Origin of the sequence: Latilactobacillus parasakei (genome assembly GCF_049674265.1) — a bacterium.
Taxonomy (GTDB): domain Bacteria; phylum Bacillota; class Bacilli; order Lactobacillales; family Lactobacillaceae; genus Latilactobacillus; species Latilactobacillus sakei.
This window is the reverse complement of the sequence record NZ_CP186861.1, coordinates 1,927,158-1,953,827: the sequence shown is the minus strand read 5'-3', so window position 1 is coordinate 1,953,827 and position 26,670 is coordinate 1,927,158. Positions and strand designations below refer to the sequence as shown.

At 42.2% G+C, this 26,670-nt stretch carries 25 protein-coding genes and 1 tRNA gene; 7 read left to right on the top strand and 19 right to left on the bottom strand.

Annotation, left to right across the window (positions count from 1 at the left end):
* Positions 1-7: 7 nt before the first annotated feature.
* Positions 8-925: an SPFH domain-containing protein gene (locus ACPBEH_RS09685; protein ID WP_016265565.1), complete on the top strand. Its 918-nt coding sequence runs from the start codon at positions 8-10 to the stop codon at positions 923-925.
* Between the two features lie 47 nt (positions 926-972).
* Here ACPBEH_RS09685 and ACPBEH_RS09680 read toward each other — a convergent pair whose 3' ends face one another.
* The 7 genes from ACPBEH_RS09680 to gatC all read right to left on the bottom strand — a co-directional run bounded on the left by ACPBEH_RS09680 (position 973) and on the right by gatC (position 9,089).
* A complete protein-coding gene (locus ACPBEH_RS09680) occupies positions 973-1,860 on the bottom strand; it encodes an alpha/beta hydrolase (RefSeq protein ID WP_424349028.1) in 888 nt (295 codons plus the stop codon).
* Positions 1,853-3,151 carry a PTS transporter subunit EIIC gene (locus ACPBEH_RS09675; protein WP_424349027.1) on the bottom strand — a complete coding sequence of 433 codons (1,299 nt, stop codon included), beginning with the start codon at positions 3,149-3,151 and terminating at the stop codon, positions 1,853-1,855. Before ACPBEH_RS09675 ends, ACPBEH_RS09680 begins: the two co-directional genes overlap by 8 nt.
* A gap of 246 nt (positions 3,152-3,397) precedes the next feature.
* On the bottom strand, positions 3,398-4,762 hold the full coding sequence (gene rlmD, locus ACPBEH_RS09670) for a 23S rRNA (uracil(1939)-C(5))-methyltransferase RlmD (protein ID WP_011375239.1): 1,365 nt from the start codon (positions 4,760-4,762) through the stop codon (positions 3,398-3,400).
* An 82-nt stretch (positions 4,763-4,844) separates the two neighbouring features.
* On the bottom strand, positions 4,845-5,873 hold the full coding sequence (locus tag ACPBEH_RS09665; RefSeq protein WP_076632222.1) for a diacylglycerol kinase: 1,029 nt from the start codon (positions 5,871-5,873) through the stop codon (positions 4,845-4,847).
* A gap of 20 nt (positions 5,874-5,893) precedes the next feature.
* A complete protein-coding gene (gatB, locus tag ACPBEH_RS09660; RefSeq protein WP_011375241.1) occupies positions 5,894-7,324 on the bottom strand; it encodes an Asp-tRNA(Asn)/Glu-tRNA(Gln) amidotransferase subunit GatB in 1,431 nt (476 codons plus the stop codon).
* Positions 7,324-8,790, bottom strand: a complete 1,467-nt coding sequence (gene gatA / locus ACPBEH_RS09655) for an Asp-tRNA(Asn)/Glu-tRNA(Gln) amidotransferase subunit GatA (RefSeq protein ID WP_424349026.1) — start codon at positions 8,788-8,790, stop codon at positions 7,324-7,326. The genes gatB and gatA overlap by 1 nt, the downstream gene beginning before the upstream one ends.
* Positions 8,791-8,792: 2 nt before the next feature.
* The gene (gene gatC / locus ACPBEH_RS09650; protein ID WP_011375243.1) at positions 8,793-9,089 is read right to left on the bottom strand and encodes an Asp-tRNA(Asn)/Glu-tRNA(Gln) amidotransferase subunit GatC; all 297 of its coding nucleotides are present in this window, start codon (positions 9,087-9,089) and stop codon (positions 8,793-8,795) included.
* Between the two features lie 329 nt (positions 9,090-9,418).
* On the opposite strand from gatC, the gene ACPBEH_RS09645 reads away from it, so the two are divergent.
* The gene (locus ACPBEH_RS09645; RefSeq protein WP_424349025.1) at positions 9,419-10,003 is read left to right on the top strand and encodes a hypothetical protein; all 585 of its coding nucleotides are present in this window, start codon (positions 9,419-9,421) and stop codon (positions 10,001-10,003) included.
* 55 nt (positions 10,004-10,058) lie between these two features.
* On the opposite strand, the gene ACPBEH_RS09640 is transcribed toward ACPBEH_RS09645, so the two are convergent.
* From ACPBEH_RS09640 to pcrA, 3 genes are all read right to left on the bottom strand, one after another.
* Positions 10,059-11,186, bottom strand: a complete 1,128-nt coding sequence (locus ACPBEH_RS09640) for a CamS family sex pheromone protein (protein WP_052039198.1) — start codon at positions 11,184-11,186, stop codon at positions 10,059-10,061.
* A gap of 82 nt (positions 11,187-11,268) precedes the next feature.
* Complete coding sequence (ligA, locus tag ACPBEH_RS09635) at positions 11,269-13,302, bottom strand: NAD-dependent DNA ligase LigA (RefSeq protein WP_424349024.1); 2,034 nt, start codon at positions 13,300-13,302, stop codon at positions 11,269-11,271.
* A gap of 140 nt (positions 13,303-13,442) precedes the next feature.
* A complete protein-coding gene (gene pcrA, locus ACPBEH_RS09630; protein WP_424350067.1) occupies positions 13,443-15,665 on the bottom strand; it encodes a DNA helicase PcrA in 2,223 nt (740 codons plus the stop codon).
* Positions 15,666-15,865: 200 nt separating this feature from the next.
* On the opposite strand from pcrA, the gene ACPBEH_RS09625 reads away from it, so the two are divergent.
* Positions 15,866-16,690: an HAD family hydrolase gene (locus ACPBEH_RS09625; protein ID WP_424349023.1), complete on the top strand. Its 825-nt coding sequence runs from the start codon at positions 15,866-15,868 to the stop codon at positions 16,688-16,690.
* 4 nt (positions 16,691-16,694) lie between these two features.
* Complete coding sequence (locus tag ACPBEH_RS09620; RefSeq protein ID WP_424349022.1) at positions 16,695-17,633, top strand: LacI family DNA-binding transcriptional regulator; 939 nt, start codon at positions 16,695-16,697, stop codon at positions 17,631-17,633.
* Positions 17,634-17,840: 207 nt separating this feature from the next.
* Here the strand turns inward: ACPBEH_RS09620 and purB are convergent, their stop codons facing one another.
* The 4 genes from purB to ACPBEH_RS09600 form a co-directional block, all read right to left on the bottom strand.
* Positions 17,841-19,133, bottom strand: a complete 1,293-nt coding sequence (purB, locus tag ACPBEH_RS09615; RefSeq protein WP_016265578.1) for an adenylosuccinate lyase — start codon at positions 19,131-19,133, stop codon at positions 17,841-17,843.
* A 56-nt stretch (positions 19,134-19,189) separates the two neighbouring features.
* Positions 19,190-20,302 carry an ATP-grasp domain-containing protein gene (locus tag ACPBEH_RS09610; RefSeq protein ID WP_424349021.1) on the bottom strand — a complete coding sequence of 371 codons (1,113 nt, stop codon included), beginning with the start codon at positions 20,300-20,302 and terminating at the stop codon, positions 19,190-19,192.
* Positions 20,303-20,443: 141 nt separating this feature from the next.
* Complete coding sequence (locus ACPBEH_RS09605; RefSeq protein ID WP_056947426.1) at positions 20,444-21,031, bottom strand: xanthine phosphoribosyltransferase; 588 nt, start codon at positions 21,029-21,031, stop codon at positions 20,444-20,446.
* Positions 21,032-21,156: 125 nt separating this feature from the next.
* Positions 21,157-21,816 carry a glycoside hydrolase family 73 protein gene (locus ACPBEH_RS09600; protein WP_085391545.1) on the bottom strand — a complete coding sequence of 220 codons (660 nt, stop codon included), beginning with the start codon at positions 21,814-21,816 and terminating at the stop codon, positions 21,157-21,159.
* A 157-nt stretch (positions 21,817-21,973) separates the two neighbouring features.
* Here ACPBEH_RS09600 and ACPBEH_RS09595 point away from each other — a divergent pair, with 157 nt between their 5' ends.
* Complete coding sequence (locus ACPBEH_RS09595) at positions 21,974-22,960, top strand: Gfo/Idh/MocA family protein (RefSeq protein ID WP_424349020.1); 987 nt, start codon at positions 21,974-21,976, stop codon at positions 22,958-22,960.
* A gap of 68 nt (positions 22,961-23,028) precedes the next feature.
* On the opposite strand, the gene ACPBEH_RS09590 is transcribed toward ACPBEH_RS09595, so the two are convergent.
* Together ACPBEH_RS09590 and ACPBEH_RS09585 are read right to left on the bottom strand one after the other, a co-directional pair.
* Positions 23,029-23,490, bottom strand: coding sequence for a GNAT family N-acetyltransferase (locus tag ACPBEH_RS09590; RefSeq protein ID WP_424349019.1), 462 nt, complete (start codon positions 23,488-23,490; stop codon positions 23,029-23,031).
* A 72-nt stretch (positions 23,491-23,562) separates the two neighbouring features.
* Positions 23,563-23,763: a cold-shock protein gene (locus ACPBEH_RS09585; protein ID WP_004270163.1), complete on the bottom strand. Its 201-nt coding sequence runs from the start codon at positions 23,761-23,763 to the stop codon at positions 23,563-23,565.
* 310 nt (positions 23,764-24,073) lie between these two features.
* Between ACPBEH_RS09585 and ACPBEH_RS09580 the strand changes: the two genes are divergently transcribed.
* Entirely contained in the window at positions 24,074-24,712 is a 639-nt protein-coding gene (locus ACPBEH_RS09580; protein WP_407129016.1) for a hypothetical protein, read from the top strand.
* A gap of 47 nt (positions 24,713-24,759) precedes the next feature.
* Here the strand turns inward: ACPBEH_RS09580 and ACPBEH_RS09575 are convergent, their stop codons facing one another.
* The gene (locus ACPBEH_RS09575) at positions 24,760-25,353 is read right to left on the bottom strand and encodes an ECF transporter S component (RefSeq protein WP_025016263.1); all 594 of its coding nucleotides are present in this window, start codon (positions 25,351-25,353) and stop codon (positions 24,760-24,762) included.
* 127 nt (positions 25,354-25,480) lie between these two features.
* Positions 25,481-25,565 (bottom strand) — tRNA-Leu (locus tag ACPBEH_RS09570).
* Positions 25,566-25,653: 88 nt separating this feature from the next.
* Between ACPBEH_RS09570 and ACPBEH_RS09565 the strand changes: the two genes are divergently transcribed.
* The gene (locus ACPBEH_RS09565; protein ID WP_424349018.1) at positions 25,654-26,115 is read left to right on the top strand and encodes a GNAT family N-acetyltransferase; all 462 of its coding nucleotides are present in this window, start codon (positions 25,654-25,656) and stop codon (positions 26,113-26,115) included.
* Positions 26,116-26,215: 100 nt separating this feature from the next.
* On the opposite strand, the gene ACPBEH_RS09560 is transcribed toward ACPBEH_RS09565, so the two are convergent.
* A complete protein-coding gene (locus ACPBEH_RS09560) occupies positions 26,216-26,668 on the bottom strand; it encodes a SprT family protein (RefSeq protein ID WP_407129067.1) in 453 nt (150 codons plus the stop codon).
* Between the last annotated feature and the right edge of the window lie 2 nt (positions 26,669-26,670).

Genomic DNA, 26,670 nt, shown 5'->3' with positions numbered 1-26,670 from the left:
TTTTAATATGGGTATTTTTCTAACGATTTTATTAATTGTCATTTTGGTTTTAATTGCTATCACTTTATTCTCATCTTTTGCCTTGATCCATACTGGTGAAGTAGGCATTTTAGAACGTCTTGGGGTTTACGTGAAGACCTTGGAACCTGGTTTCCACCTCGTCTTCCCATTTTTATACCACATCACTGAAGTGGTTAATATGAAACAAATTCCGTTAAAAGTGGCGGAACAAGAAGTCATCACCAAGGATAACGTTGTGGTCATGATTTCAGAAACACTTAAATACCACATCACAGACGTTAATTCATACGTCTACAAAAATAAAGATTCTGTTTTGAGTATGGTACAAGATACACGGGCCCAACTACGTGGGATTATCGGGAACATGGATTTAAACGATGTTTTAAACGGAACGGAAAAGATTAACCACACTCTTTTTGAACAATTAAGCGCTGTGACTGCCGGTTATGGTTTAAACGTTGATCGGGTCAATATCGATTCCATTCAAGTTGCACACGATATTCAAGAATCAATGAACAAATTACTCCGTGCTTCTCGTGAAAAAGAAGCCAACATTATGGAAGCTGAAGGGCTCAAAGCCGCTGCCATCCGTAAGGCCGAAGGGGTTAAGGAAGCCAATATTCTAGAAGCCGAAGCTAACAAGCAAACTCAAATCTTGGAAGCTGAAGGGAAAGCGCAAAGTCAAAGAACCGTCGCTGAAGCGGTTAAGGATCAAATTAACTTAATCAACTCTAGTTTGGTGAATAACGGCGAACTTTACTTACAATTTAAGAACATCGAAGCAATGGAACACGTTGCAGATGGCCAAAATAACACCATTGTGCTCCCTAACAAAGCAATTGATAGCTTAGGCAGCCTACCAGCAGTTGGCGAATTATTAGCAAACAAAGACAAGCATCTATAACATTAAAAAAGAAGCGGCGGACAATATATTTGTCCGCCGCTTCTTTTTTAGTGATCTTGTTCGTCTTCCGAATTAGCCCCCGCTTTTGGTGGTTGATTCATTCGGTTAGTCGTCTTGCTTAAAATATATTGCTCGAGAAGATTAATAATCTGCTGGTTCTGCGGTAAATCGGAGTGTTGCGCTTGATTCCCGGTAACCGTGATTTCCGTATAGTGCTTGACCTGGCCCTGATAAATATACTTCCCCGCCTCGACACTGCGCGCCGGTACAATCCCATCGTTTTCAAAGTTCTCAGTCCCCGCGATAGAATACATCGACAAGTTCGAGGGAATCTTTTTCCGATTAGCGATAAAATCCGTTAACATTTGTGATTTATGGGCCAACGAGGTTTCTTCGAAGTTGTAGGGTGAGCCGATCGTCATTAATTTTTTAACGGTAATGTCATCCCGATTGAAATAATTCTCTAAAAAGGCCGTGTAAATCAAACCGCCGTTCGAATGCCCGACCGCTTTAAAATTATTGAACTGATATTTCTTGGCCAACGCGGTAAACGCGATTGAGAACCACTTAGCCTGTTTCTTAATATTACTGTAGCCATCTTTGTTATTTTCAAAGCCAACTACGATAAATGGTTCGTTATCCCGCGGCTTAATTTCGCCAGAATAGCTGATATGATTATTGGTATCGACAGTCAATTTTAATAAACTATGCTTATTGCCCCGCTTTTTATTCAGTTTGGTGACCAACTCATCAAAACGATTCTGAGTCGCACTACTCCCCGGAATAAAGATCACCGGTGACATCTTAGAATCATGCCGTTTCGTTAAAGTCGCCACATTTTGGCGCGTCCATTGTGCAGACGGCCACATCAGCGCACCTAAAAATAGAAAACTCAAGCCAAGGAGAATTAAACTTTTACGTTGTAATTTAGACATCCTGGTCAACTCCTTCCTGCAGGCGATTAGCAAGTTGGATAAACGGTTTATAAATCAAAACCCCGACGAAGACGTTTAATAAACTAATGACCAACGCCATCCAGTTGCCGTTAGTCCCAATAAACGCCTGTAGCAATCCCGGCGTTCCCAGTGGCACGTTATAAACCACCGCTGGCATTAGATTAAGCGCAATCGCCAAGGCCGCAATGCCCATATTGACCAATGGCGTTAGTAGAAACGGAATAATGTACAACCCATTTCCTAAGACTGGCAGCCCCGTTAAAACGGCACTATTGAAATTAAAGAGGACCGGCATCAATGACCACCGTCCAATCAAATGTTGGTCGCGCTGGCGACTGAAAAGGAAAATGGCAATCACTAGCGCCAAAGTGCCACCGGTCCCACCGATGGCACCAAACGGCCCATAAAGTGTCCCTAACGTAAACGGATAAGGCACATGCCATGGTGTATGATGCAAGAAGGCGTAATTCAGGTTAGCGGTTGCGGCAAAACCATCACGGCCAAACTGTTCAAGCGTTGGCATGCTGGTCAGCCCAAAGAACGTCAAAATCGTAACGAGGACCCCAATTCCGAGTGAAAAAATCAAACTGGTTTGGTTCGCTTTTAAATTCTGTAATTTTAAGATGACTTGATCCGGTAGAATCGAAATTTCTAACCAGTTGAGCAATAGTCCGACTAAAATTGCGGTAACCACCACTAAACTGATTGGCACTAGCGAATCCAATGACCGTCCCACAATTGAGCCGTTGTGGGGATTGGCAACCTGTTGTGCTTTTCCTAGCCATCTGAAAACAAGTCCCACCAGATAACCGACAAGCAAGCCGAAGAAAAGCGCCCCCATTCCCAACAAATTTGCGTTAAACGTCAATTCACCGTTAGGCGTATACCGCAAGGCTAATAAAAGATAGGCTACTAAGCCTGTGATGCTTGCCAGCTGTTCGTCGCGACCGTAATACTTAGCGGTATAGCGCGCCGTTGCAAAAGCTGCGATTGCCGCCACAATTCCTAAAGTTAAACTCGTTAGACTATTAAACGGCACCTGCATATAATTATGCTTCGTTAACCAAGTCGAAAAGTGAAAAATACTGGCGATGAAACTATGGCGATTAAACAATGTCAATTGAATTAATTGGCTTAAACTACCGATTAACACAAACGGAAATAACAATGTTAAACTCCTTTGAATAATTTGATACAACGGATGATTGGTTTGAACCCGTGTGATCCACTGCCCAAATAACAGCAATTTAGATTGAACGATTACTTTCATCTGTTAACCCTCTTATCATTTCTCTTATTGGCTTTATTCTAGCCGAAACGATTCTATTTTGCACGTCTTTCTTACCTAGACCACTAAAAAGGCCGTCTAACCCACAATGATGAGGATTAAACGGCCTTTTAAACGTGCTCTTTCAGCCATATCATTCCGGTTAGCGACAGCAGTCAAACAACCGACTTTGTCGGTTATTCGCCTGCTTATGCTAATCCTCATGATATACCCGGCTGATGTCGCACTCTATTTTAATACTAATTTTGTTACTGATTCGACGTGCAACGTTTGTGGGAACATGTCCACTGGTTGTGTGCCTTCTGCTTGGTAACCTTGTGCGGCTAACAAGTCTAAGTCACGTGCCAATGTTGCTGGGTTACAGCTGACATAAACCATCTTAGCAGGTTTCAATTGACCAACGGCTTCGATAAAGCTTGGTTCCAAGCCTTTACGTGGTGGGTCAACGATTAAAGCATCGACTTGAAGGCCGTCTGTTTGCCATTGGGCCATCACATCTTCGGCTTTGCCAAGTGTGAATTCAACGTTATCAATCGCATTGATTTTAGCATTGTGACGGGCATCCATGACAGCTGATTCAACAACTTCAACGCCGTAAACTTGCTTAGCATGTTTAGCCACTGCCAATGAGATTGTCCCGATACCTGAATAAGCATCGATCACTGTTTCATTGCCGGTTAATTCAGCTGCTTCAATTGCCTTTTGGTAAAGGACTTCTGTTTGCACTGGGTTCACTTGATAGAATGATTGTGCTGAAATTTCAAATTTCAAGCCCATTAATTCGTCGCGAATAAAGTCACGGCCAGCGATTAATTTTGTTTGATCACCGAAAATGACGTTGGTTTGTGCCGCATTAACGTTTTGCATGATGCTGACCACTTCTGGAAGAGCCTTCTTGATTTCGATGGCAATTTCACGGGCAGCAGGTAATTTCTTACTACGTGTGATGAAGACAATCATCATTTCGTGGCTGTAATAACCGCGACGAACCATGATTGTTCTCAAAACACCTTTATGCGTATCTTCATTGTATGGATCGATGTAGAAACGACGTAAGATATCACGAACCACTTTGATTGCTTCATCAATCTTAGGATCTTGGATGTAGAAATCTTCCATTGGCATCACTTGGTGACTGTGTTTCCGGTAGAAACCAGTCATTAAGGCCCCATCGATAAACCGAACAGGTACTTGAGCCTTGTTACGGTAACCAGTTGGATCAGTCATCCCAAGTGTGGGTTGGACTGGAATATCCAAATGCGCTTTTTGGAAAACATTTAAGATTTGATTGCGTTTAAACGTTAATTGCGCTGGGTATGCCAAGTGTTGAAGTGGTGCGATCCCAGTTTGTGAGTAGATATTCGCTTTTGATTCAACACGATCTGGGCTTTTCTTTAATAAGTTAACCAAACGTGCGAAACCGTATTGTTTGTTGACCTTTGTGACTTCCACTTCGGCTTGTTCATCAGGTAAAACACCTTCGATGAATAATGGGTAGTTGTCAACTTTGGCAACACCCATGCCTTCATAGGTCAAATCCATAATATCGACCGTTAACTTTTCATTTTTTCTTACTGGTGCTTGAATTTTCATAGTAACCTCTTTTTTGTTGTTTAAAAAGAGTCTGAAACAAAACTGAGTTTTGCGCCGGACTCTTTTCGCCTAATAGTTTAGTTTAACCTATTTTACCGTCACCGTCGATATCTTCTTTTGATATTTCTTCGACTTCTTTGACGAATTGATCTTCTGCTGCGAGCTCTTCTGGTGTCTCCGTTGTGATTGCGTGATCCGGAATCGCTTCTTTATTAACATACATTTCAATATGCTGTTGTAAGTTAACAAAAGTCATCGGCGCATCGCCACCGTATTCACCATCTAGATTAATCATCATCTTGTCGTTTTCGTCAGCTGGTCGAGCCACTAACTTAGACGTCTTCGTGTAAATAATCCGCGGATCATCAACGTGTTTGCCACCTTTTAGTACCAGTGCCATCAGATGGACTAATTCAGCCATGTTGGCCGTTTTGACAACGATTAATGAGAAATTCCCATCATCAAGTTGAGCATCTGGTGCCACCTGTTCAAACCCACCGACAGAATTCGTCAAACCTAATAAGAAGAGCGATGCTTGACCATCATAAGTGCCCTCATCATATTCAAGATGCATTTGAATCGGCTTAATCTGAGGTAACATTTCTGCACCTTTGACGATATATGCTAAATAACCAAATATTGATTTGAAATCAGAAGGGACTTCATACGTCAACTCTGTCAACAAGCCGCCCCCGGCAATATTCATGAAATAGTTATCGTTTGCTTGACCGATATCCATTTTGAGCGTTTGATTTTTTAAAATCACTTTCGCTGCGTCGACTGGATTATCACGCGGAATCTTCAAAGCCCGCGCGTAATCATTTGTTGTCCCGGCAGGAATAATCGCCATTTTAGGGCGTTTTGCTAGTCCTGCAATGCCGTTGACTACTTCATTGATCGTACCATCACCACCGGCGGCAACCACTAAATCAAAGTTGGCCTTAGCAGCACGCGTTGCTTCTTTTTGCGCAGATGCTGGTTCAGGTGTTGTTTGATAAGCGCTCGCTTCATAACCCGCTTGTTCTAAAATATCCAGAATATCAGCAACACTTCGCTTCATTACTTCATGTCCTGAAGTTGGATTATAAATTAACCGTGCACGTTTTTGCATATGAATCTCCTAATTCTTGATTATCGTTTATTTAATTCAGCCATCAATAAGTCATTAACCACTTTCGGATTAGCTTGACCACGTGTTTCCTTCATAATCTTACCGACTAAGAAGCCAACTGCCCGGTCTTTACCATTCTTGAAATCGTCAATTGATTGTTGGTTATCATCAAGGATGCCTGTGATGATTGGTGTCAACTTAGCTGGGTCTGATAATTGAACCATCCCTTTAGCTTCAACCCATGCTTTTGGATCCGTATCATTTTGGATAATTTCTTGGAAGACCTTTTTAGCAATCTTCGATGAAATAATACCGTCTTTGATCAAGTTGATCATTTGGGCCAAATGTTCTGGTGTTAATGCTGTTTCTTGAAGGTCAATTTGCTTGTCGTTCAAGTAAGCATTCACTTCGCCCATCAACCAGTTAGAAACTTGTTTAGGTGCGGCACCGTTGGCAACAGCTGCTTCAAAGAAGTCAGACATTTCCTTCGTGTTCGTTAAGACACCCGCATCGTATTCTGGTAAGCCTAATTCATCAACATAACGTGTCCGACGTTTAGCAGGCATTTCAGGCATATTATCTTGCACTTCTTTCAACCAGTCATCGCCAATGTGCATTGGTGGTAGATCTGGTTCTGGGAAGTAACGGTAATCATCCGCACCAGATTTAACCCGCATTAAGTAGGTTTCGCCTGATTTTTCATCAAAACGACGAGTTTCTGGACGAATTGTTTCACCAGCAATCAAAAGTTGTGATTGACGCTTGATTTCATAAGCCAACCCTAAACGGACATGGTTAAATGAGTTCAAGTTTTTCAATTCTGATTTAACACCATATTTCTTAGCGCCAATTGGTCGCACAGAAATGTTGGTATCCACTCGCATTGATCCTTCTTCCATCTTAACATCAGATGCGCCCGTAAATTGAACGATTTGACGTAAGGTTTCAAGGTAAGCATAGGCTTCTTCAGGTGTTGACATATCAGGTTTTGAGACGATTTCGATCAAGGCTGTTCCTTGACGGTTTAAATCGACGTATGAATAGCCGTCTGAACCATGCGTATTCTTACCGGCATCTTCTTCGACGTGCAATTCAGCAATCCCGATTTGTTTTTTGTGACCATCAATCTCAACTTCGATATAACCATCTTTACCAAGCGGTTGTTCGTATTGTGTGATTTGATAAGCCTTTGGATTATCTGGGTAGAAATAATTTTTCCGGTCAAAATGTGTATCACGGGCAATATCAGCGTGTAGTGCTGTTGCGACCATCATCCCAAGTGTGTAAGCACCCTTGTTCAAAGTTGGCAATGTCCCAGGATAACCCCAGTCGATAACATTCGTGTTGGTATTAGGTTCTGCACCATAATTAACAGGAGATGGACTGTACATTTTTGAGTTGGTTTTTAATTCAATATGCACTTCAAGTCCGATTGTTGTTTCGAAATTCATTAGGCTTGTCCTCCTTTAAAGCTTGGTACGTTTTTGTTGAATCCTGTGGCTTGTTCAAAGGCGTAACCGGCACGATAAACTGATTCTTCGTCGAAGGCTTTCCCAATGATTTGTAAGCCAACTGGCATCCCATCAACAAGGCCAGCAGGTACTGACATTGCTGGTAAACCAGCCATATTAGCAGGAATCGTTAAGATATCATTCATGTACATTGTGACAGGATCTGTGACCTTGTCACCTAACTTGAAGGCGGTTGTTGGCGTTGTAGGCCCCACAACTAAATCGTAATCTTCGAAAACATTTTCGAAATCTTGAATGATTAACGTCCGCATTTGACCCGCTTTTTTGAAGTAAGCATCATAGAAACCTGATGATAAAGCAAATGTGCCAAGCATAATCCGGCGTTTCACTTCATCGCCAAAGCCTTCAGAACGTGATTTAACGTAAACATCTTCAAGCGTCTTAGCTTCAGGTGAACGGTAGCCATAACGAATCCCATCAAAACGTGACAAATTAGATGAGGCTTCACTTGAGGCAATGATGTAATAAGTTTGAACCGCATATTGAGAATGTGGCAAGCTAACTTCTTCAACCGTTGCACCCAATGACTTGAAGGTTTCAATAGCAGCTTCGATTTGAGCCTTAACAGCTGGTTCAACACCTTCTGCCATGTATTCTTTGGCAACGGCAATCTTCATGCCCTTGATGTCGCCGTTTAAAGCAGCCCGGAAATCAGGTACTTCATAATCGGCACTGGTACTGTCTTTTTCATCATGGCCACTAATGGCTTGTAAAACAGTTGCATTATCAGCAACAGTTCGACTGAAGACACCGACTTGATCAAGACTTGACGCAAAAGCGATGGCTCCCCAACGTGACACGCGGCCATAAGTTGGTTTGATGCCGACAATCCCGTTAAAAGCAGCAGGTTGTCGAATTGAACCACCAGTATCTGTCCCTAAAGCAGCAACCACTTCACCAGCGGCAACAGCTGCTGCTGAACCACCTGAAGAACCGCCAGGCACTTTATCAAGGTCCCAAGGGTTTTTAGTCTTCTTAAAGGCAGATGTTTCGGTTGAAGAACCCATGGCAAATTCATCTAAGTTGGTTTTACCAATCATGATGGCCTTTTTAGCCTTTAATTTTTCAACAACGGTCGCATCAAAAACAGGTTTGAAGTTAGCAAGCATCTTGCTAGCAGCTGTCGTTGTGACACCGTCTGTCAATAAGTTATCTTTAATCCCAATTGGCATCCCTGCTAATAAGTTATCAGCATCGATTGGTTGCGCATCGATTTTGGCAGCTGCTTCTTGAGCGCCTTTTTCATCGATTGTTAAGAAAGCATCAACTTGTTGTTCTTTGGTTTTAATCGTTTCTAATGTATCCGTTACTAATTGACTAGCCGTTAAGTCACCAGCAACTAGTTTGTCATGAACACTTTGTAAATCTTCGTTTAAATAATCCACGGTTAGGCTTCCTCCTTGTCCATGATGGCAGGGACTTTCAATAAGCCGTCTGCTGAATCTGGTGCATTCTTCATTAAGATTTCACGATCTGTCCCTGGTTGGGCAACATCTTCGCGAACAATGTTCTTGAGGCCATTTACATGAGTCGTTACGGGAACACCTGTGGTATCCACTTCGTTTAATTCATCAGTCATTTTCATGATGTCGGCAAGTTGTTCAGTGAATTGTTCTAATTGTTCATCACTGAAAGCTAATTTGGAAAGTTCTGCGACATGCTGAACTTGTTTTTTATCAATCATGAGTAAACCCCTTTTCTAATTCAGTCACTATTTATCCATTCTGATTAATTTTACCATATATTGCCCTAGATGAAAGTGACATCCCCCGGAATTTGGTCGTTTTCTATAACTTATTCATGTAATCGTTACCATTAGTTGCTATCTCAAACTTTTTACCCTAATTAGTTTTATCATTACTGGTAACAATATATCTTATACAACTCATTAGGACTCGATATGATTCATAACAATGAATGGTAGACAACCATACGTTCAAACTTATATAATTGACTAGACAAATACGTTAGAAGAAATAATCATTTAACCATTATTACAAGGAGGAACTTATTATGACCATTACATCATTTACTCGTTTTTTAGCCGTTGCTAGCCTTAGCCTATTCGCCGGACTAACAATTCAACATCAATCCGTTTCAGCTGCTACTTCTACTGTCGGTGTTACTTTCTCAGGCATCACCCCAGAAATGCAAGCAAAAGCTGCAGAAGAACGGGCGGCTGAAGAAGAGGTGAATGATGCTTGGCTAGATATGGACTTCACTGATGATTCTCCTGTTGAAGTTGAAGAAACTGTCAACGGTCAAACACAGCACTATTGGGAATATGCTGATGGCACAACAAGCCAAACAGCACCTGCCGAAACAGCTGATACTGAAGACGTTGCAACAACAAACCAAACAGCTGCTCAGCCTACTGCAGAAGCAGCACCTGCCGTTAGCGAACAACAAACACCAGAAGCAGCAACTACTACTACTAAACAAACAGCAACACCTGTTAAAAAAGCACAACCTAAAAAAGAAAAGTTCAAACCAATGCCAAGTGTTGCAACGATTAAGCAACTCACATTTGACTGGGCTTCAGCACAAGTGATGCAACCCCTAGAAAAAATGATCGCACATGCTATCAAAGGCCTATAATTAAAAAAAGCTCCCGGCAATCAACTGATTGCCGGGAGCTTTTTGAATCTCTTATTTAATAACTACCGAAAACGTGTGTGGTAAAGCCTTTGCTGCCTGATGCACGCCCAACATAAGCTTGCATCCCTTCCGCCGATGTAATTGAGATATCAAGCGGAATGTTACGCGGTAAATACTTATCCGCGGCCGTCGCAATATACTGTGTAAAACTCATAATTTCCGTTTCACTGTAGAATTGCGTATTAACCGTGATATTCATGCCTGCTAAGACGCCTTCTTCATAATGCGTCTGAGCGGTCACACCACTTAAGTTCGGGAAGAACGTTTCAACTTGTGTTTTAAAGCTGTTAAAAGCTGTCGCGTCGTCTTGATTAATTGCTTTTTCATCATTTACAACTGGTAGCACTTGATTTTCTTGATTCAATTCGTGCCATGAATCAATCGTTGTGCTGCCTTTTTTGCTGACCCCATAAGCGAAGAATGTGCCACCAACTAAACTATCCTTAGGGGCTTGTTTATAAAGTCCAATGACAATTGTCGTATCGCTGAGGCCCTTCTTTTGACGCATCCGGCTTAAAACTTTATTAGCCATTTGTTTGCCTTGTTGCGTCATCATCGCTTTTGAAATCTTCGTTTCAAATGTTGCACCGTATTGTTCCTTGGTATAGTAATCAACTTGATTCATCCCTAGGCCAATACTCATGCCTTTCATACTGCCATCTTCACCTAAATAATCTTGTTCCAATATTTGTTGGAGATAAATTGGATTCCGTTTATTCGGATCTTTTTGGCCATTATCTTCGGGGTTTAAGCCCTCTGTATTCGTTTTAGATTTACGTGCTAACCATTTTTGCGCTTGGGCGGTCTTTAAACTTTGCCCTTCTTGGAAAACATATTTTGAAGTGGGAAATTGTTCCTTGGATAGTTTAAGAAGCCCACTCTCAAGACTCTTAACATCAAAAGAGGTGTTACTCTGTTGCGTTGTTAATCCCCGAGTCTGGCTAGTTTTATACTGACCATTATCAATTACGCCTTCATACATACTATCGGTCACTTTACCCGTTGTTTGTAATTTTTTAGTCGCTTTACTACTTGAACTCGATGAAGTGCCTGGAAGACTTGTGCAACCTGCTAACAATAAAAGAGTTGCTGCTGCAACGACCCATATTTTATACTTTGCCACTGAGAATGGTGCCTCCTTAATTCCGATTAAAGCGCGTTAAATGAATTAAACGCGCGCTCTTGGTTATTATACCGAACTTTACCTACTGCGCCAAATAATTATCTAAATCAGCTTCATTAATAATGGGGATTGCCAATGACTGTGCTTTTTCAAGTTTGCTACCGGCATCTTGCCCCGCAATTAACGCATCCGTCTTCTTAGAAACAGACCCTGTGACCTTCGCGCCGTTGTCTTCAAGCAATTGCTTCAATTCACCACGCGTATACTGTTCTAACTTACCTGTTAAAACAACCGTCTTACCGTTAAAGTAGCTGTCACTAGTTGCCGCTTGGGCTTTAGTAACACCCGTATAGGTTAAATTAACACCGACTGCTTCTAATTCTGCCATCAAGGTTTGCACCTGACTATCCGCAAAATAAGTCACAAGGCTGTCAGCAATAATCGTGCCAATCGTATCAACCGTAATGATAGTTTCTTGATCACTCGCCATCAAGGCTGCTAATGTTTGGAAATGTTCAGCCAATAAACGGGCAGCTTTAGCGCCCACATGGCGAATCCCTAACCCAAATAATAACCTTTCTAGCGAATTCTGGCGACTAGCATCGATTGCATTTAATAAATTATTAATAGATTTTTCTTTAAATTTATCCAATTGGGCTAAATCATCCGCTGTTAACCGGTATAAATCGGCCACATCGTGGATCAACTCTTTTTCCAACAATTGGGTAATAATCCGTGGACCTAAGCCATCGATATTCATCGCGTTCCGAGAAGCAAAATGGGTGAGTTGTTCCTTCATTTGAGCCGGACACATTGGATTAATGCAACGCAACGCTACTTCTTCATCCAAATGGACCAAATCGTGCCCACATGATGGACAAGTCGTTGGTACGGCATAAACTTGACTATCGCTAGGACGCTTGTCTAAAACAACTTGCGAAATTTCTGGAATAATATCTCCCGCTTTGTGCAAGAGCACTGTATCAAGCAATCGAACATCTTTATCGCGTAACATATCCGCATTGTGTAATGATGCTCGTGAAACGGTCGTCCCAGCTAGTTGAACCGGATCCATAACCGCGGTTGGTGTCACAACCCCAGTTCGGCCAACGGTCCATTCGATTTCACGAACGACGGTCTCTGCTTCTTCAGGTGGGAATTTATAGGCAATTTCCCAGCGTGGCACTTTAACCGTGTTGCCTAATTGACGTTGGAGCGCAAGATCATTTACTTTTAAAACAACCCCATCAATGCCATACGCCAAATCGTTCCGTGTCCCTTGGTATTGTTCGATAAACGCCTGTACCTCAGCCATATTTTGGCAGACAACAGACGTTGGGTTCACGTTAAAACCTAATTCAGCTAAAACATGGAGGGCCTCACTTTGCGTTGTCGCCTGCACATCATCAAACGTGACAATCGTATAGATAAAGGCGCTCAATTGACGAGCAGCTGCCACCTTAGCATCCAATTGGCGTAAACTACCAGCCGCCGCGTTCCGTGGATTAGCAAACGGTTCTTGGCCTTCTGCTTCCCGTTTTTGATTCAAATCTGCAAAAGCCGCTTTGGGCATGTAACATTCACCGCGGACCTCAATTGAAACGGGACGCGTTAGTTTTTGCGGAATCGCCTTGATTGTCTTTAAATTCTGAGTAATATCTTCACCAATTGTCCCGTTACCACGCGTGGCCCCCCGGACAAAGCGGCCTTTTTCATAAATTAAATCAATCGCTAAGCCATCGATTTTTAACTCGACATTATACTCGATTTCCGTTGCCGTATTTTTTCGTAACCGTTGGTCAAACGCTGCCAACTCGGCTTCAGAAAAGACATCCCCCATCGATAACATGGGAATCTCATGCGTGACCTTTGTAAAACCTGGTAAGACTTGGCCACCGACTTTTTGAGTTGGTGAATCATTGGTCACAATCACCGGAAAAGCGGCTTCGAGCTGCTCTAAATCACGATACAACTCATCGTACACATGATCTTCCACTAAGGGCGCATCCTGTGTATAGTACGCCTGACTGTAGTCGGCTAATTGATCGCGCAATTGTTGCGCAAGTGAAGCCGCCTCACTCTGGGTATAATCTTCAACTGGTTTGGCTAAACCCATATTGGACACTCCTTTGTTGGATTGAAACGTGCTCTGTTAGGCATACTCTTCCGGTTAGTTACATACCGCAAACAACCGGCTTTGCCGGTTATTCACGGTATTACACTAATCATCAGAGTATAATCGCCTGCTTGCGCACTTTATTCTACTTTTTCTATTGGTGCGAAGCTTGCTAGTAGTCTCTTGACACCTTGTTCCTTGAAGGCGATGTCTAGTTCTTGGTCGCCGCCTGTGCCGTTGACCTTGACGACTGTGCCAATGCCCCACTTCTTATGTTGGACTTTTTGGCCCGCTTGCCAACTACCACTCTTATCGCCACCGGTTGTATCGGCAATTTTATGACTAGTGGTTGTTTTAGGCCCGTTATACGTCGTAGCGGTTGCTCTGGCGTAGCTATTCGACTTGCCAAATGGTAGCTTACGTTCTGGAATACTGCCGGCATTGCCGTTCGCGTAATCCAATAATTTATCATCAATTTCACCAACAAATCGTGAAGCTTGGTTACTTTGTTGACGACCATACAACATCCGTGAATAAGCATTCGTTAAATAAAGCTTACTTTCAGCACGGGTAATTCCAACATACGCCAAACGCCGTTCTTCTTCTAACTCGTCTTCTTCCAATAACGCCCGTGATAGTGGGAAAATACCTTCTTCCATCCCCATTAAAAAGACTACTGGGAACTCAAGGCCTTTAGCCGCATGCAAGGTCATCATCGTGACTTCACTAGCTTCTTCTTCAACAGAATCCAAATCAGAAACCAATGATAATTCCGCTAAGAAGTCCACAAATAAATCACTGTCTTCTTCTTCGGGTTCATAATGCTCATCAAATTGTTTCGTTACAGATAGTAATTCTTCAATATTTTCTAAACGGGTTTGTGATTCTAGTGTATTTTCAACTTCAAGTGCCTTCTTGTAGCCGGTCTTGTCCAATAATTGTTCGGTCAAGTCCGTCACGTTTAAGAATTCACGCATCTTCGCTAAATCGCCAATTACGTTCCCAAAGTCGATTAAAGTATTGCGACTTCTAGCGGGAATCGTTGATAATTCAGCATTTTGTGCCGCTTCCAATAATGACCATTGGTGATCATCGGCAAACTGCCCTAATTTTTCAAGCGTACCAGGGCCAATCCCCCGTTTAGGGCTGTTGACGATCCGTTCAAAACTCATTGAATCGGCCGCATTAACGACTAAACGTAAATAAGCGAGGATATCCTTAATTTCTTTCCGGTCATAGAATTTGTGTCCGCCGACCATTTTATAAGGCATGTTAGCTTTAACAAACGCTTCTTCAATTGTCCGAGATTGCGCATTAGTCCGATATAACACTGCAAAGTCGCCGTATTTACGGTTATTTTTTTGCATTTCTTCTTGAATCTTCGTGATGACAAATAAAGATTCGTCGCGTTCACTCTGGCCTCGATAATACGTAATCGGTTGGCCTTCTTCATTTTGGGTCCACAATTCCTTTGGTTTTCGGAAAGTATTGCGATTAATGACCCCATTAGCGGCTTCCAAAATGGTCTTGGTTGACCGGTAATTTTGTTCCAACATCACTGATTTAGCGTCTGGATAATCATGTTCAAAGTTCATGATATTGCTGATATCAGCACCCCGCCAACCATAAATACTTTGATCGGCATCCCCAACAACACAGAGGTTTTGATACTTCTCAGCTAACATATTCACCAATGTGTATTGCGCTTCATTGGTATCTTGGTATTCATCAACGTGAATGTATTGGAATTTTTCTTGATAATGTGCCAAAGTTTCCTTATTTTCTCTAAATAAGCGAATTGTTTGCATGATTAAATCATCAAAATCAAGCGCTTGGTTTTGATGGAGTCGTTTTTGATATTCTGTATAGCATTTTGCCGCCATCTTTTCAAACGGTCCATTGGCTAAACCTTGATAGTCCGCTGGTGTTTGAAGCGCATTTTTCGCTTTACTGATTGTTCCTAAAATCGCTTTGGGTTCATATTTTTTAGTATCGATATTTAAATCCCGACAAACATGGCGCATCAACGTCAATTGTTCAGAAGGATCCGCAATCGTAAAAGCCCGGTTATAGCCGATTTGTTCAATTTCACGTCGTAAAATCCGCACACAAAGGGCATGGAAGGTTGAAACCCAAACATCTTGAGCACCTTCGCCTAGTAAATTGCCCACCCGTTCACGCATTTCGCGCGCTGCTTTATTAGTAAAAGTGATGGCTAAAATGCGCCATGGCAATACATGTTTTTCTTCAATTAAATACGCAACACGGTGCGTTAACACCCGCGTCTTACCACTGCCGGCACCCGCTATAATTAACAGTGGCCCTTCAGTTGTTAGAACCGCCTCAGCTTGTTCGGGATTCATTCCTTTTAAGAGCTCTTGTTCAGACAAATATAGTCATCCTTCCGTAATTGCAATTAGTCTTTATTATAACAAACTAGATAGGTAGAAAAAAGCGAACACGCCTTAGTAACCGGATTACAATTCTAGTCAATCTTATGCCTTGACCTGGGACGCGTTTCATAAATTATACTCACATTAATCCAAGAAAGGTGGCATTCATTATGATTAAATATATTTTTTCTGACTTAGATGGCACATTGTTAAACCAGGCGGGACAACTTTCCGAAAAAGATATCGCTACGGCCAAAACAAGCCCGCTACCAATCTCCCTAGTTTCAGCCCGTTCACCACAAGAAATGCAGGCGATAGTTGAGCAACTCGAACTGACAACCCCACAAGTTGCTTTTAATGGCGGTCTCATCTACAAACCCACTGATTTATTCCCCATGGTCTTAGCCGAATATCCACTCGTAACAACGACTGTCGCACAACTAGTCGCTGCATTACAAACCGAATTTAGCGACATTAGTTTAAGCGCCTATGATTTACAGCATTGGTACACACAAAAAATTGATGCCGGAATTGAAACTGAGGCCCAACTCACGGGGCTCTTACCCACCATCATTAATTTTGACGACCAGTTGAAAAATCCATTCATTAAAATTTTTAAGGTGATGCTGATGGTGCCAGAAGATGAACAACGCACAGCCGTTTTACAATTTATTGACCAACTTCACTTACCTGGCCTTTCCGTCCAACAATCAGGTACAATGTACGTAGAAATCACCAGTCAACAAGCGACTAAAGCACAGGCCTTAATGACCATTCTCAAAAATGCCGGCTTGACGCCCGCCGACTGTGCCGCTTTTGGCGCAGGTCAAAACGATTTATCGATGTTAAGCATCGTCGGGCACCCAATTGTGATGGGCAATGCAAGTGATCAAATTCAAGCTGCCGGTCAATTTATTACTAAAACCAATCATCATAGTGGCTTTAGCTACGGGATTAAGAAATACATTACAAAAGTTAATCAAAAAGTAGGTTAAAATCATGCCAACCATTCGTGATATTGCTAGAAAAAGCGGCTATTCGGTTTCGACCGTCTCCCGCGTTTTAAATCAACAAAAATACGTGTCTAACGCTGCCAAAGAAGCGATTGAAGCGGTCATCAAGCAACTAGATTACGTCCCCAATAGTTTGGCGCGCGATTTAAGCTTTGGCCAAAATAAAAATATCGGCGTCGTTCTACCGCACAATGACCATCCCTATTTTAATCAGCTCTTAAACGGGATCATGGACGCCGCCTTTTCGAGTGGCTATCACATTGTATTACTGCCTTCAGAATACAATCGAACCGTTGAGCGCGATTACCTCGAGCAATTGAAGCGAAAGAATTTTACGGCGTTGATTTTTACCTCGCACGAACTACCGCTAGCGGTTTTAGAAGACTATACGCGCTACGGTCAGATTGTTTGCTGTGAAAATCCAGGGCAGCATCATATTTCAGCGGTGTATTCCAACCGTGAACCGGCCTATTTAGCCGCCTTTGACTACCTTAAATCGCTTGAGGTCCAACAAATCGGGTTGCTCTTGAGTCGTAATCTGGCCAAAAGTCCCACCTGGGTGGCCGTCACAGGGGCTTATCAACAGGTTTTCCACCAAAAGCCAAATCAGCAGTTGATGATTGGTGGCATGCGCTCTTTTGAAGATGGCTACCGCGCCGCCGAGCAACTGATTGCACGCCAACCAGCTCTTAATTGCTATTTTACTAACGGTGATGATATTGCGGCTGGCGTACGCCAGTATCATTTGGACCACCAACTTTCTGCCCCCATTTTGATAGGGCAGGAAAAACAACTCTCGAGTTTCCTCCTAAAAATGCCAACGATTGACCATCACTTCTTCACTTTAGGGCAAAAAGCCTTTGAACTGGCCCTCAGCAATCAACACCATGAATGTGCATTTGAATCGGAATTTATTCGCCCATAAAAAACGCCTTAACCATAAATAATGGTTAAGGCGTTTTTTGGTTTTTATTAAGATTCAGAGCCTACCCATTGGAAAAACTACTCTTATTTAAAATGTGCTTTTTCCAACAGCCTCTTGTGCCTAGCTTTGCATCGCAAATAATCGATTTCATCGCTTATTCACGACGCTTTGCTAGTGCTCAGAGCCTACCCGTTGGCAAAACCACTCTTATTTAAATACTCTGTCAAAAATTGTTTGTACTTGGCTGAGGTGCCAGTGGTAGTCGAAAGCGTCGTCCATTTCAGCTGGTGTTAATTGTGCCATGACTTTTGGATCTGCTTCTAATAATTGACGGAAATCTTTTTGTTCATCCCATGCAAGGGCTGTTTTTGGTTGTACCAAATCGTAAGCTGCTTCTCGACTTAACCCAGAATCAACTAACTTCAATAAGACTCGTTGGCTGTAAATCAAGCCGTGCGTTAAATTCATGTCAGCTTTCATTTTTTCTGGGAAAACAGTTAATTTTTCAATAATTCGTGTGAAGCGATTTAGAATATAGTCTAATAAAATCGTCGTATCAGGCAAGATAATTCGTTCTGCTGAACTATGTGAAATATCCCGTTCATGCCATAATGAAACATCTTCCATCCCCGTGATGACATGACCGCGAATGACGCGGGCTAAGCCACTAACGTTTTCAGAACTGATTGGATTACGTTTATGCGGCATTGCTGAAGAGCCCTTTTGACCTTTAGCAAAGAATTCTTCCACTTCGCGGACTTCGGTACGTTGTAAATGACGAATTTCAGTCGCAAAATGTTCGATTGATGTTGCGACAACCGCCATTGTATTAATATAGTCGGCGTGCAAATCGCGTGGCAAGACTTGTGTTGAAATATCTTGGGCGCGAATGCCAAGATTTTCTGTTACGTAAGCTTCAATTTCTGGTGAGATATTCGCAAAAGTACCGACTGCCCCACTGATTTTACCGGCTTCAACGCCCGCTGCAGCCCGTTCAAAACGTTCTTGATTCCGTTTCATTTCAGCATACCAAGTCGCTAACTTCAAACCAAACGTTGTTGGTTCAGCGTGCACCCCGTGTGTCCGACCGATCATCACTGTGTTTTGATATTCGTAAGCTTTTTGTTTCAAAACGGCCATGAATCGTTCAATATCGGCCCGAATTAAGTCGTTGGCTTGTTTTAAAATATAGCCTTGGGCTGTATCAACAACATCTGTAGACGTTAAACCGTAGTGCACCCATTTCTTTTCGGCACCCAATGATTCTGAAACCGCGCGGGTAAAAGCGACCACATCATGATGTGTAATTGCTTCTAAGCGGTTGATTTCTTCAACATCAAAGCTCGCGTTAGCGCGTACTTTAGCGGCGTCTTCCGCTGGAATATCGCCTAATTTAGCCCAAGCTTCCACGGCTAAAATTTCAACTTCAAGCCAAGCTTGGTAGCGATTTTCAGTAGTCCAGATGGCACCCATTTCTGGGCGTGTATAACGTTCTAACATGTTTCTTCCTCCAAATGCGTTCAGTTGAAAAGTATCAACTAACGGTCGATTTCTTTTTAAATTAATTCGGCTGCTTCGAAATTATCCAATAGTGGTTGAATATTATGCCCGACGGCTGTGATATAGCCACTTTCTTGCGTCCCAATTGTCTGACAACGATTGAAATACCAATCCGGCTTGATCTTCATTTGCGTTTGAATCAGTGACCACTGTTTTGGTGTTACTCTTAAACAAACGCCCGCGTTGTTTAAGCGTGATGGGCCGATTGCTAACTGGCAAATCGCCTTTAAGTGGTATTCATATTGTGAGAAGTTCAAAATGCGGTTAAGCACATCCCCGGTTTCATGTGGTGCGGTGACAATTCGCTTAACGTAGATGTTCATATCCGCGGTCAAGAAGAATTCAATCCCGAAGATGCCCATATAATCAAGATTTTGCCCAATCACAGTCGCTAAGCGTTCAATTTCTTCTGCAACATCTTGATCGATGCGGGCCGGTGTAATCGATAATTGTAAATCTTGGTCTTGCATTTGATTTTCAATAATCGGTAACGTGACCACTTGCCCTTCATAATCCTTGGCAACCATCACGGCCAATTCTTGTTGTTTAGGAACCCATGATTCTAATAGGTAAGCCCCCAATTCCAATGTATCGTCCATTTTGGCCAAATCGGCTGGTGATTCAAGGTATTGATGATATTGCCGGCCAAAGCCGCGTTGAATTGGTTTTAAAATACAAGGATAACCAATTGAATCGACCCCTTGTTCAATATCCGTCTTATCGACAACTGTCACATATGGCGAGATATTGATATTAAGATCATTTAAGAAGACCTTTTCGAGGTAACGATCTTGCGTCATTGAGAGCGCATCGCTACCTTGGGGGACATTGTAATCTTGCACTAATTGTTCTAATAGTGTTTCATCGAGCGATTCATCCGTATACGTGAGCACCTGGCAACAATCGCCTAAGCGTGCGAGCGTTTCGTATTGCTGTGGATCGCCTTCAATCTGAATATCAAGTACTGCGGCTAATGATGAATCTTGTGTCTGTTCGGTGACAATTGCCGCAACGCGGTAGCCCATTTCCTTAGCTTTTAAAGCTAACATGTACGCACGTTGATCATTTCCAATAATTCCAATCGTTTGACCCGGATAAATAACTGGCATCTTTCTACCTACTTTCTTATGCACATGACTTCAATTCTCAGATACCTCTATTATAGCGAATTCTGCCCCTAACTACCTAGTACTTTAACTAAATCTTGATATTTTTCGCACAAAAAAAGACCATCACTGGCCTTTTTCAAATTAATTTTCGTTATTTTCGTCTAAGAAGACCACTTCGCCTTGTTCAAAAGCAGCAATTCGTGCTAATGATTCAACGTGAATACCGCGTTGATCTAATAATTCGCGACCTTTTTGGAATGTTTTTTCGATGACAATGCCGACCCCTTCAAGTTGGGCACCAGCTTGGTCGATAATTTCTAATAAGCCTTCAACCGCTTGACCGTTTGCTAAGAAATCATCAATCACTAAAACACGATCGTTTTCGTTCAAGAATTTCTTAGAAATTGAAATGTGGTTGTTGACCTTTTTCGTATATGAATAAACAGTTGCGCTATACATATTATCTTGGAGTGTTAAACTCTTGTGCTTACGTGCAAAAACAACGGGAACGTGGAAAGCAAGGCCAGCAAAGACCGCTGGGGCAATGCCTGATGATTCAACCGTTAGGATTTTAGTAATTGGGGCACCTTCAAATAATCGTTTAAACTCTTCACCCATTGCTGCCATGAGTTCTGGATCAACTTGATGATTTAAGAAGTTGTCAACCTTCAATACATCTTCTCCTAAAACCTGACCATCTTTTTTAATACGTTCCTCTAATAACCGCACACCTAGCACTCCCTTGTTTTCTGAAATTGAATTAAAAATAGGTTACCACAAATAAAAGCTAGCGACAACTTTAATTAAGACTTTTCAAGATTTATTATCATAAACAAGATTATTTATGGTGTTTATCAATCGAATTGGTCCAATCGATAGGTTTTGACGAGTTCAATCAACTTCTCCGGATAATTAGGATCCGTTGCGTAACCATCTTGTTTGAGCGCTTGGGCTGCCTGTGTATAATTGGTGGCTGCCACAACGTGTTGATAATGATTATGATCCCAAGATGTCCCGTGCGCAAAGAGTAAGACGTGATCTAACATAGACTCGCGATAGTCACGGTAAACCCGAAAGCGCGCGGTAGTCGTCACCCATTGGCCGTTCAAGTATTCCTTAGTGGTCATTTCTTTGGTATTATCCGGGTCGTCGCCTTTAATCCCAAAATAGTTATGGTAATCCGCTGCGAGTGAACTCTTGCCCCAATCACTTTCTAAGATGGCTTGGGCCAATGTGATGCTAGAAAGGACGTGGTATTTTTGTTGTAATTCTTGCGCATAGGGCGCTAATTGGTTAATAAATTCTTTTTTCTTCTTCACTTTAGCCAACTCTTCTTGTTTGGCCTCATTAGCTAAGCGTTCCTGGGTCTGTGCGCCGGTGTATTGAATATAGAGCACTAACCCAACCCCCAGAGCAAATAAAACACCTAATAGGACGACTAGCCATTCTGTCGGTTGTCTCTTCTTAGTGCTGTACCATTTTTTAGTTGTGCGCCGTTTTTTCTTCTTTGCCACTAATCTGCCTCTGCTTCATTCAATCTATTCTATATTGTACACAAATTTAACCTGAAGACCAATGATTAATCTGCTTAATTGCCTTTAATTCCTATTTTGTTTTTTTATTGTTATAATATCGTTTGGAACCGATTACGATAGTAAAGGACTGATTCATTTGACAACTCTTAACTGGGGCATTATGGGCCTTGGCAATATCGCCGGTAGTTTTGCAACTTACTTCAACCAACCGGACGGCCAAATCTATGGTGCTGCTTCTCGTTCATTAGAAAAGGCAAACGCCTTCACCCAACAATATCATATCCCTCATGCTTATGGTAGCTACGCTGAGATGTTGGCCGATCCTACCATTGATATTATCTACGTCGCCACACCTCACAACTATCACTTTGATGGGATTATGGCGAGCTTAAACGCTGGTAAACATGTCTTTTGCGAAAAAGCCATCACAATGAACCGCCGCGAATTAAACGCTGCTAAAGCACTAGCGGCCGAAAAACATTTAATCTTAGCCGAAGCCATGACGATTTATCATATGCCACTTTTTGCAGAAATTGAACGTCAACAAGTTGCTCAAGATTTAGGGGCCCTAAAATCAATTCAGGTTACTTTCGGGAGCTTCAAAGAACTTGATCCAACCAATCGCTTTTTCAACCCTGAATTAGCCGGTGGCGCGATGTTAGATATCGGTGTTTACGCCCTTGCATTTGCGCGGCGGATGCTGAGTGCTAAACCAGAATTGATTGCCACCCAGTGGGTGCCATCAGAATCTGGTGTCGATCAACAATCAACACTCCTTCTTAACAATGCTCATCAAGAAATGGTGACCGTCACCCTTAATCTTCACGCAAAGATGCCTAAACAAGGCGTCCTCGTTTATGAAAAAGGCTACGTGACAGTCGATGATTATCCACGACCAGACAAGGCCCAATTGACCTTCCTTGATGGCACTACCCAAACTATTCAAGCGGGTGATGCTACCAACGCCATGAACTACGAATTACACGACTTCCAAGAAGTTGTTCGTGGTCATCAAGAAAATGACACACTCGCCCTAACAAGCGACGTCATGGACATTATGACCGACGCCCGTGCACAATGGGGTTTTGTTTACCCATTTGAACAACCTTCAGACTTAATTTAAAAGGATTAATGATAAAAAGGACTAGGACTAAAAGCATTTTTTGTCCTAGTCCTTTTTATGTTGGCCTCTTATAGTGGTTGACTCAACACCACCATGTCCTGCAATTGAATCCCATTTTCAATAATTGGTGCTTGATATTGTTCAAAAAAGTTTTTACGAATATGATCGAAACGAAACCCTTGGCGCAGATAAAAGCCGATTGCTGCCAAGCTACCATCCCCGGTGCCCACTAGTAATGTCTGGTACCCTAAGTCAACCATCATCTGTTTCAAATCGTTAAGCGCTTGTTGCCCATAACCTTGATTCCGATAAGCTGGCAATAAGGCGATATTTTTCAATTCAACTTGTGTTTGGTCAACAAACGTCACATGCATAACGCCAATTACGGTTGATTGGCCGGCTAAGTGAATGCTATAGAGCTGACCCTCGTTTAAATAATGACGAATCATGCCGACTTCTTCATCTGCTAATCGTAAATAAGGTAAGTAATTCTCCCGCTCATTTGGGGCAATCATTTGATAAGCTAACATCCTGCCGCCTTTCTTTAGCCATAAAAAAAGGACCAACTGATTGACAGTTGATCCACGACTAATATTTATAAATTAGTTTTTGTTTACGTTAACGGCTTGTGGTCCACGATCGCTTTCTTCGATATCGAAAGAAACGCTTTGACCTTCTTCAAGAGTCTTGTAGCCTTCACCTTGGATAGCTGAGAAATGTACGAATACATCACTACCATCTTCGCGAGTTACAAAGCCATAACCTTTTTCTGCGTTAAACCATTTTACAGTTCCGTTTTCCATGAGAAAACTCCTCCTTGTGTCGTTAGACACATATAAATTTGTGTATTTCTGTCGGTGCGATGGAAGAAAGTTCTTTTGGAAACATTCGAACCATAACCTGTCAAAAAGTACAAACATAGTGTAACATATGAAAAAAAGAGAAACAACCCTAAACACTAAAAAATAAACCGTTTTCTTTCTACGATAACCGAACTTTTATACTTTCCATTAAATTGACGTTTTTCTGTTATCTACCATGGCAAACGGTTGGCTTTTAGACGTATTTACGCTAAGATGAAGTTAACGAATTTAACTACTGGAGTGCCTGACAATGCTAAAAATACTAAAACGATTACTCCCCATTTTGGGGCTACTATTCTTACTAGCCGGTTGCGAAAAACCGCTCGATACAAAACAGCAGGTCAAAGACGACCTCAACACTATTTTGCAGATTTCTAAAACCCAACAAACGGCACTCAGCACTCTAGAAGATGCCGGTCAGGGCGTACCGGATAGCTACCTTAAAATCCAAGCAAAATATCCAGATCAAAACCTCCTAGATGTTAAGGGGTCTAAAATAGCACAAACTGCCGCTTCACGAGCAGAAGCTTACAAGACGCTTAAAACACAACAAGCTGAATTAAAGCCGGTCGTTAAGCGCCTGATTAAAATTGCTAATCAAGAAAGCGACGAATTGCCCATTGAATTCATCAAGGATTTAAATCAAAGCTTGAAACTATCCGCACTTGATTACACAACGCTTTCGAATTTCTACGACGCCGCTGCCACAGCCGAAACCGACTTCTATGCCGATCACACATCGGCCGATGCACACGCGGATGATTTAGCAGCGCCTATCAACCGCTTGAATCAATATTATAGTGCTATTTACCAACAAGCCGAAATCGCTAAGGTTAATATTAATACGGTCACTGCACAGGCTAAGAAGGTTCAAAAACAATTGGACTAGCCACTAAAAAAGAGTCGGGACAAAAATTACTTTTGTCCCGACTCTTTTTATTCGCGCTTAAATCTTAATAATGGCTTGGCCACAAACGGTGTCACAATCACCGCTAGGGCTATTTCCATCAAGGCATTAATCGCTACGGCACTCAGCATCACGATAATTAAGTGACTGACGTCCGTTTTATAAATCCCGGCTGCTTGTTGGCTGTAAAAAGCCCATGTCAACAGAATGACTAACGTCGTATTAACGATAGTCCCAAAAAAAGCGGCGATCGCCATCGAGCCACGTTGACCTGCTTTAGTATTGTGTAAATGCTGATACAATAATCCCGCCACTAACCCCACCATCAAGCGCGGTAGAATAGCGATTACCGGATTTTGAAAGATCAATAAAGTTAAGGCATCGACTGGCGCTGTATAGGCGTGAATTAGGGATAATGTTCCCCAGATTGCGCCTAGGGTTGCCCCACCACGAGTACCTAAGATAATCGCCCCAATAATAACGGTTAAATGCATTGTGGTCACCCCTGGTAACCCTGGTAGAATATAAATATAACCAACCATCGGCACAAAACTCTGAATCATTAACAATGCCGTTAGAATCGCTAAAATGCTAATCTTATACGCTGATGAATTACGTGTCATCTCTATTTACCTCTCCCATTAACTTATTGCCCATTATAGCGATTTACGAAATTGAATTCAATTCTCAAACTTAATTAGGGCACAAAAAAACGACACCGCTAACGGTATCGTTTAACTTGTTATCATATGCGGGTGAGAAGACTCGAACTTCCACCGGGAAAATTCCCGACAAGATCCTTAATCTTGCGCGTCTGCCATTCCGCCACACCCGCGATACTTGCTTTATGACTTTAAGCCACGTACATTAGTATAAGAGAAACCTGAATTGAAGTCAACAAAAATTCGCCTCGGAGGCCAAAAATGTTTATCGAAACTGCTAAATTAACCGATATTGGCGCTTTAACGACGCTTTATCAAGCTTTAACGTCCGAAATGCACGCCCTTCAACCAACTAATTATCAAGAAAAGAGTAGCCCTGATTTCTTTACCTGGAAAATGATGGTTGAAGACAACCGCCAAATCGTCTATATCACTCGCGATCAGGATCAGATAACGAGCTTTTGCCACGTTACCACGGCACAAACCAGTCCTTCCAATCTCTTTATCAGTCATCAATTTGCCTACGTCACTGCATTATACGTCCATCCAGACTATCGTCGCCAAGGCCTTGCGACGGCATTATTAGTACAGGCTCGTACTTGGCAAAGTGAAAAGCAACTCGCCTTTTTGGAGCTAACCGTCTTGGGCAATAACCAATCCGCCCTACAACTCTATCAAAAATTAGGCTTTGTGACGCAAAATCAAACACTCCGACAAATTTAAAAAAACAGGACCTGAGACAAAATTATTTTTGTCTCAGGTCCTGTTTTTAATCTCAGCATACTTGTAGCCTTAACGTGTTCTATAACGCACACTTCCATTTTTAGATTTCTTTTACCAATTTTAAATGGCCATGGCAGCGACGACAGACATAACGCGTTGTATTGATATGCCGTTGTCGTTGATACAACTGACCACATTTGGTGCATTGATATTCTAGTCGTTTTTGTGCTGCCTTTTTAGGCGTGACCGGTGGTGCAAAACGTGCACCACCAACCTGTTGTAAAAGCCGCTTAAAGTCTTGATCACGATGCCGGTATCCACGGTGCAATAAATGCAGGTGGTAATGACACAGCTCATGTTTAATGATGCCTTCTAAAACAGCCTGCCCTTGGACCACCATCAACGGGTTAATATCGATATGGTGGTCTTGCAGATGATACCGACCCCCTGTTGTTTTTAGGCGCCGATTAAAGTTTGCTTGGTGGCTAAACGGCCGATTAAACGTGGTTACTGAAATATTTTGGATGAGTTGCGTTAATTCTTGATCCGTCATCA

What these genes read in the sequence shown, in the direction of transcription:
- ACPBEH_RS09610 (WP_424349021.1), bottom strand. Translation starts at nt 20,302, where the DNA reads ATGCCAGTTATTTATCCGGGTCAAACGATTGGAATTATTGGAAATGAT.
- ACPBEH_RS09675 (WP_424349027.1), bottom strand. Translation starts at nt 3,151, where the DNA reads ATGAAAGTAATCGTTCAATCTAAATTGCTGTTATTTGGGCAGTGGATC.
- ACPBEH_RS09625 (WP_424349023.1), top strand. Translation starts at nt 15,866, where the DNA reads ATGATTAAATATATTTTTTCTGACTTAGATGGCACATTGTTAAACCAG.
- ACPBEH_RS09580 (WP_407129016.1), top strand. Translation starts at nt 24,074, where the DNA reads ATGCTAAAAATACTAAAACGATTACTCCCCATTTTGGGGCTACTATTC.
- rlmD (WP_011375239.1), bottom strand. Translation starts at nt 4,762, where the DNA reads ATGAAAATTCAAGCACCAGTAAGAAAAAATGAAAAGTTAACGGTCGAT.
- ACPBEH_RS09645 (WP_424349025.1), top strand. Translation starts at nt 9,419, where the DNA reads ATGACCATTACATCATTTACTCGTTTTTTAGCCGTTGCTAGCCTTAGC.
- ACPBEH_RS09565 (WP_424349018.1), top strand. Translation starts at nt 25,654, where the DNA reads ATGTTTATCGAAACTGCTAAATTAACCGATATTGGCGCTTTAACGACG.
- ACPBEH_RS09685 (WP_016265565.1), top strand. Translation starts at nt 8, where the DNA reads ATGGGTATTTTTCTAACGATTTTATTAATTGTCATTTTGGTTTTAATT.
- ACPBEH_RS09585 (WP_004270163.1), bottom strand. Translation starts at nt 23,763, where the DNA reads ATGGAAAACGGAACTGTAAAATGGTTTAACGCAGAAAAAGGTTATGGC.
- ligA (WP_424349024.1), bottom strand. Translation starts at nt 13,302, where the DNA reads ATGGGTTTAGCCAAACCAGTTGAAGATTATACCCAGAGTGAGGCGGCT.
- ACPBEH_RS09560 (WP_407129067.1), bottom strand. Translation starts at nt 26,668, where the DNA reads ATGACGGATCAAGAATTAACGCAACTCATCCAAAATATTTCAGTAACC.
- ACPBEH_RS09665 (WP_076632222.1), bottom strand. Translation starts at nt 5,873, where the DNA reads ATGCAAAAACGTGCACGGTTAATTTATAATCCAACTTCAGGACATGAA.
- ACPBEH_RS09575 (WP_025016263.1), bottom strand. Translation starts at nt 25,353, where the DNA reads ATGACACGTAATTCATCAGCGTATAAGATTAGCATTTTAGCGATTCTA.
- ACPBEH_RS09590 (WP_424349019.1), bottom strand. Translation starts at nt 23,490, where the DNA reads ATGTTAGCTTATCAAATGATTGCCCCAAATGAGCGGGAGAATTACTTA.
- pcrA (WP_424350067.1), bottom strand. Translation starts at nt 15,665, where the DNA reads ATGAATCCCGAACAAGCTGAGGCGGTTCTAACAACTGAAGGGCCACTG.
- ACPBEH_RS09680 (WP_424349028.1), bottom strand. Translation starts at nt 1,860, where the DNA reads ATGTCTAAATTACAACGTAAAAGTTTAATTCTCCTTGGCTTGAGTTTT.
- gatC (WP_011375243.1), bottom strand. Translation starts at nt 9,089, where the DNA reads ATGATTGATAAAAAACAAGTTCAGCATGTCGCAGAACTTTCCAAATTA.
- purB (WP_016265578.1), bottom strand. Translation starts at nt 19,133, where the DNA reads ATGTTAGAACGTTATACACGCCCAGAAATGGGTGCCATCTGGACTACT.
- gatB (WP_011375241.1), bottom strand. Translation starts at nt 7,324, where the DNA reads ATGAATTTCGAAACAACAATCGGACTTGAAGTGCATATTGAATTAAAA.
- ACPBEH_RS09620 (WP_424349022.1), top strand. Translation starts at nt 16,695, where the DNA reads ATGCCAACCATTCGTGATATTGCTAGAAAAAGCGGCTATTCGGTTTCG.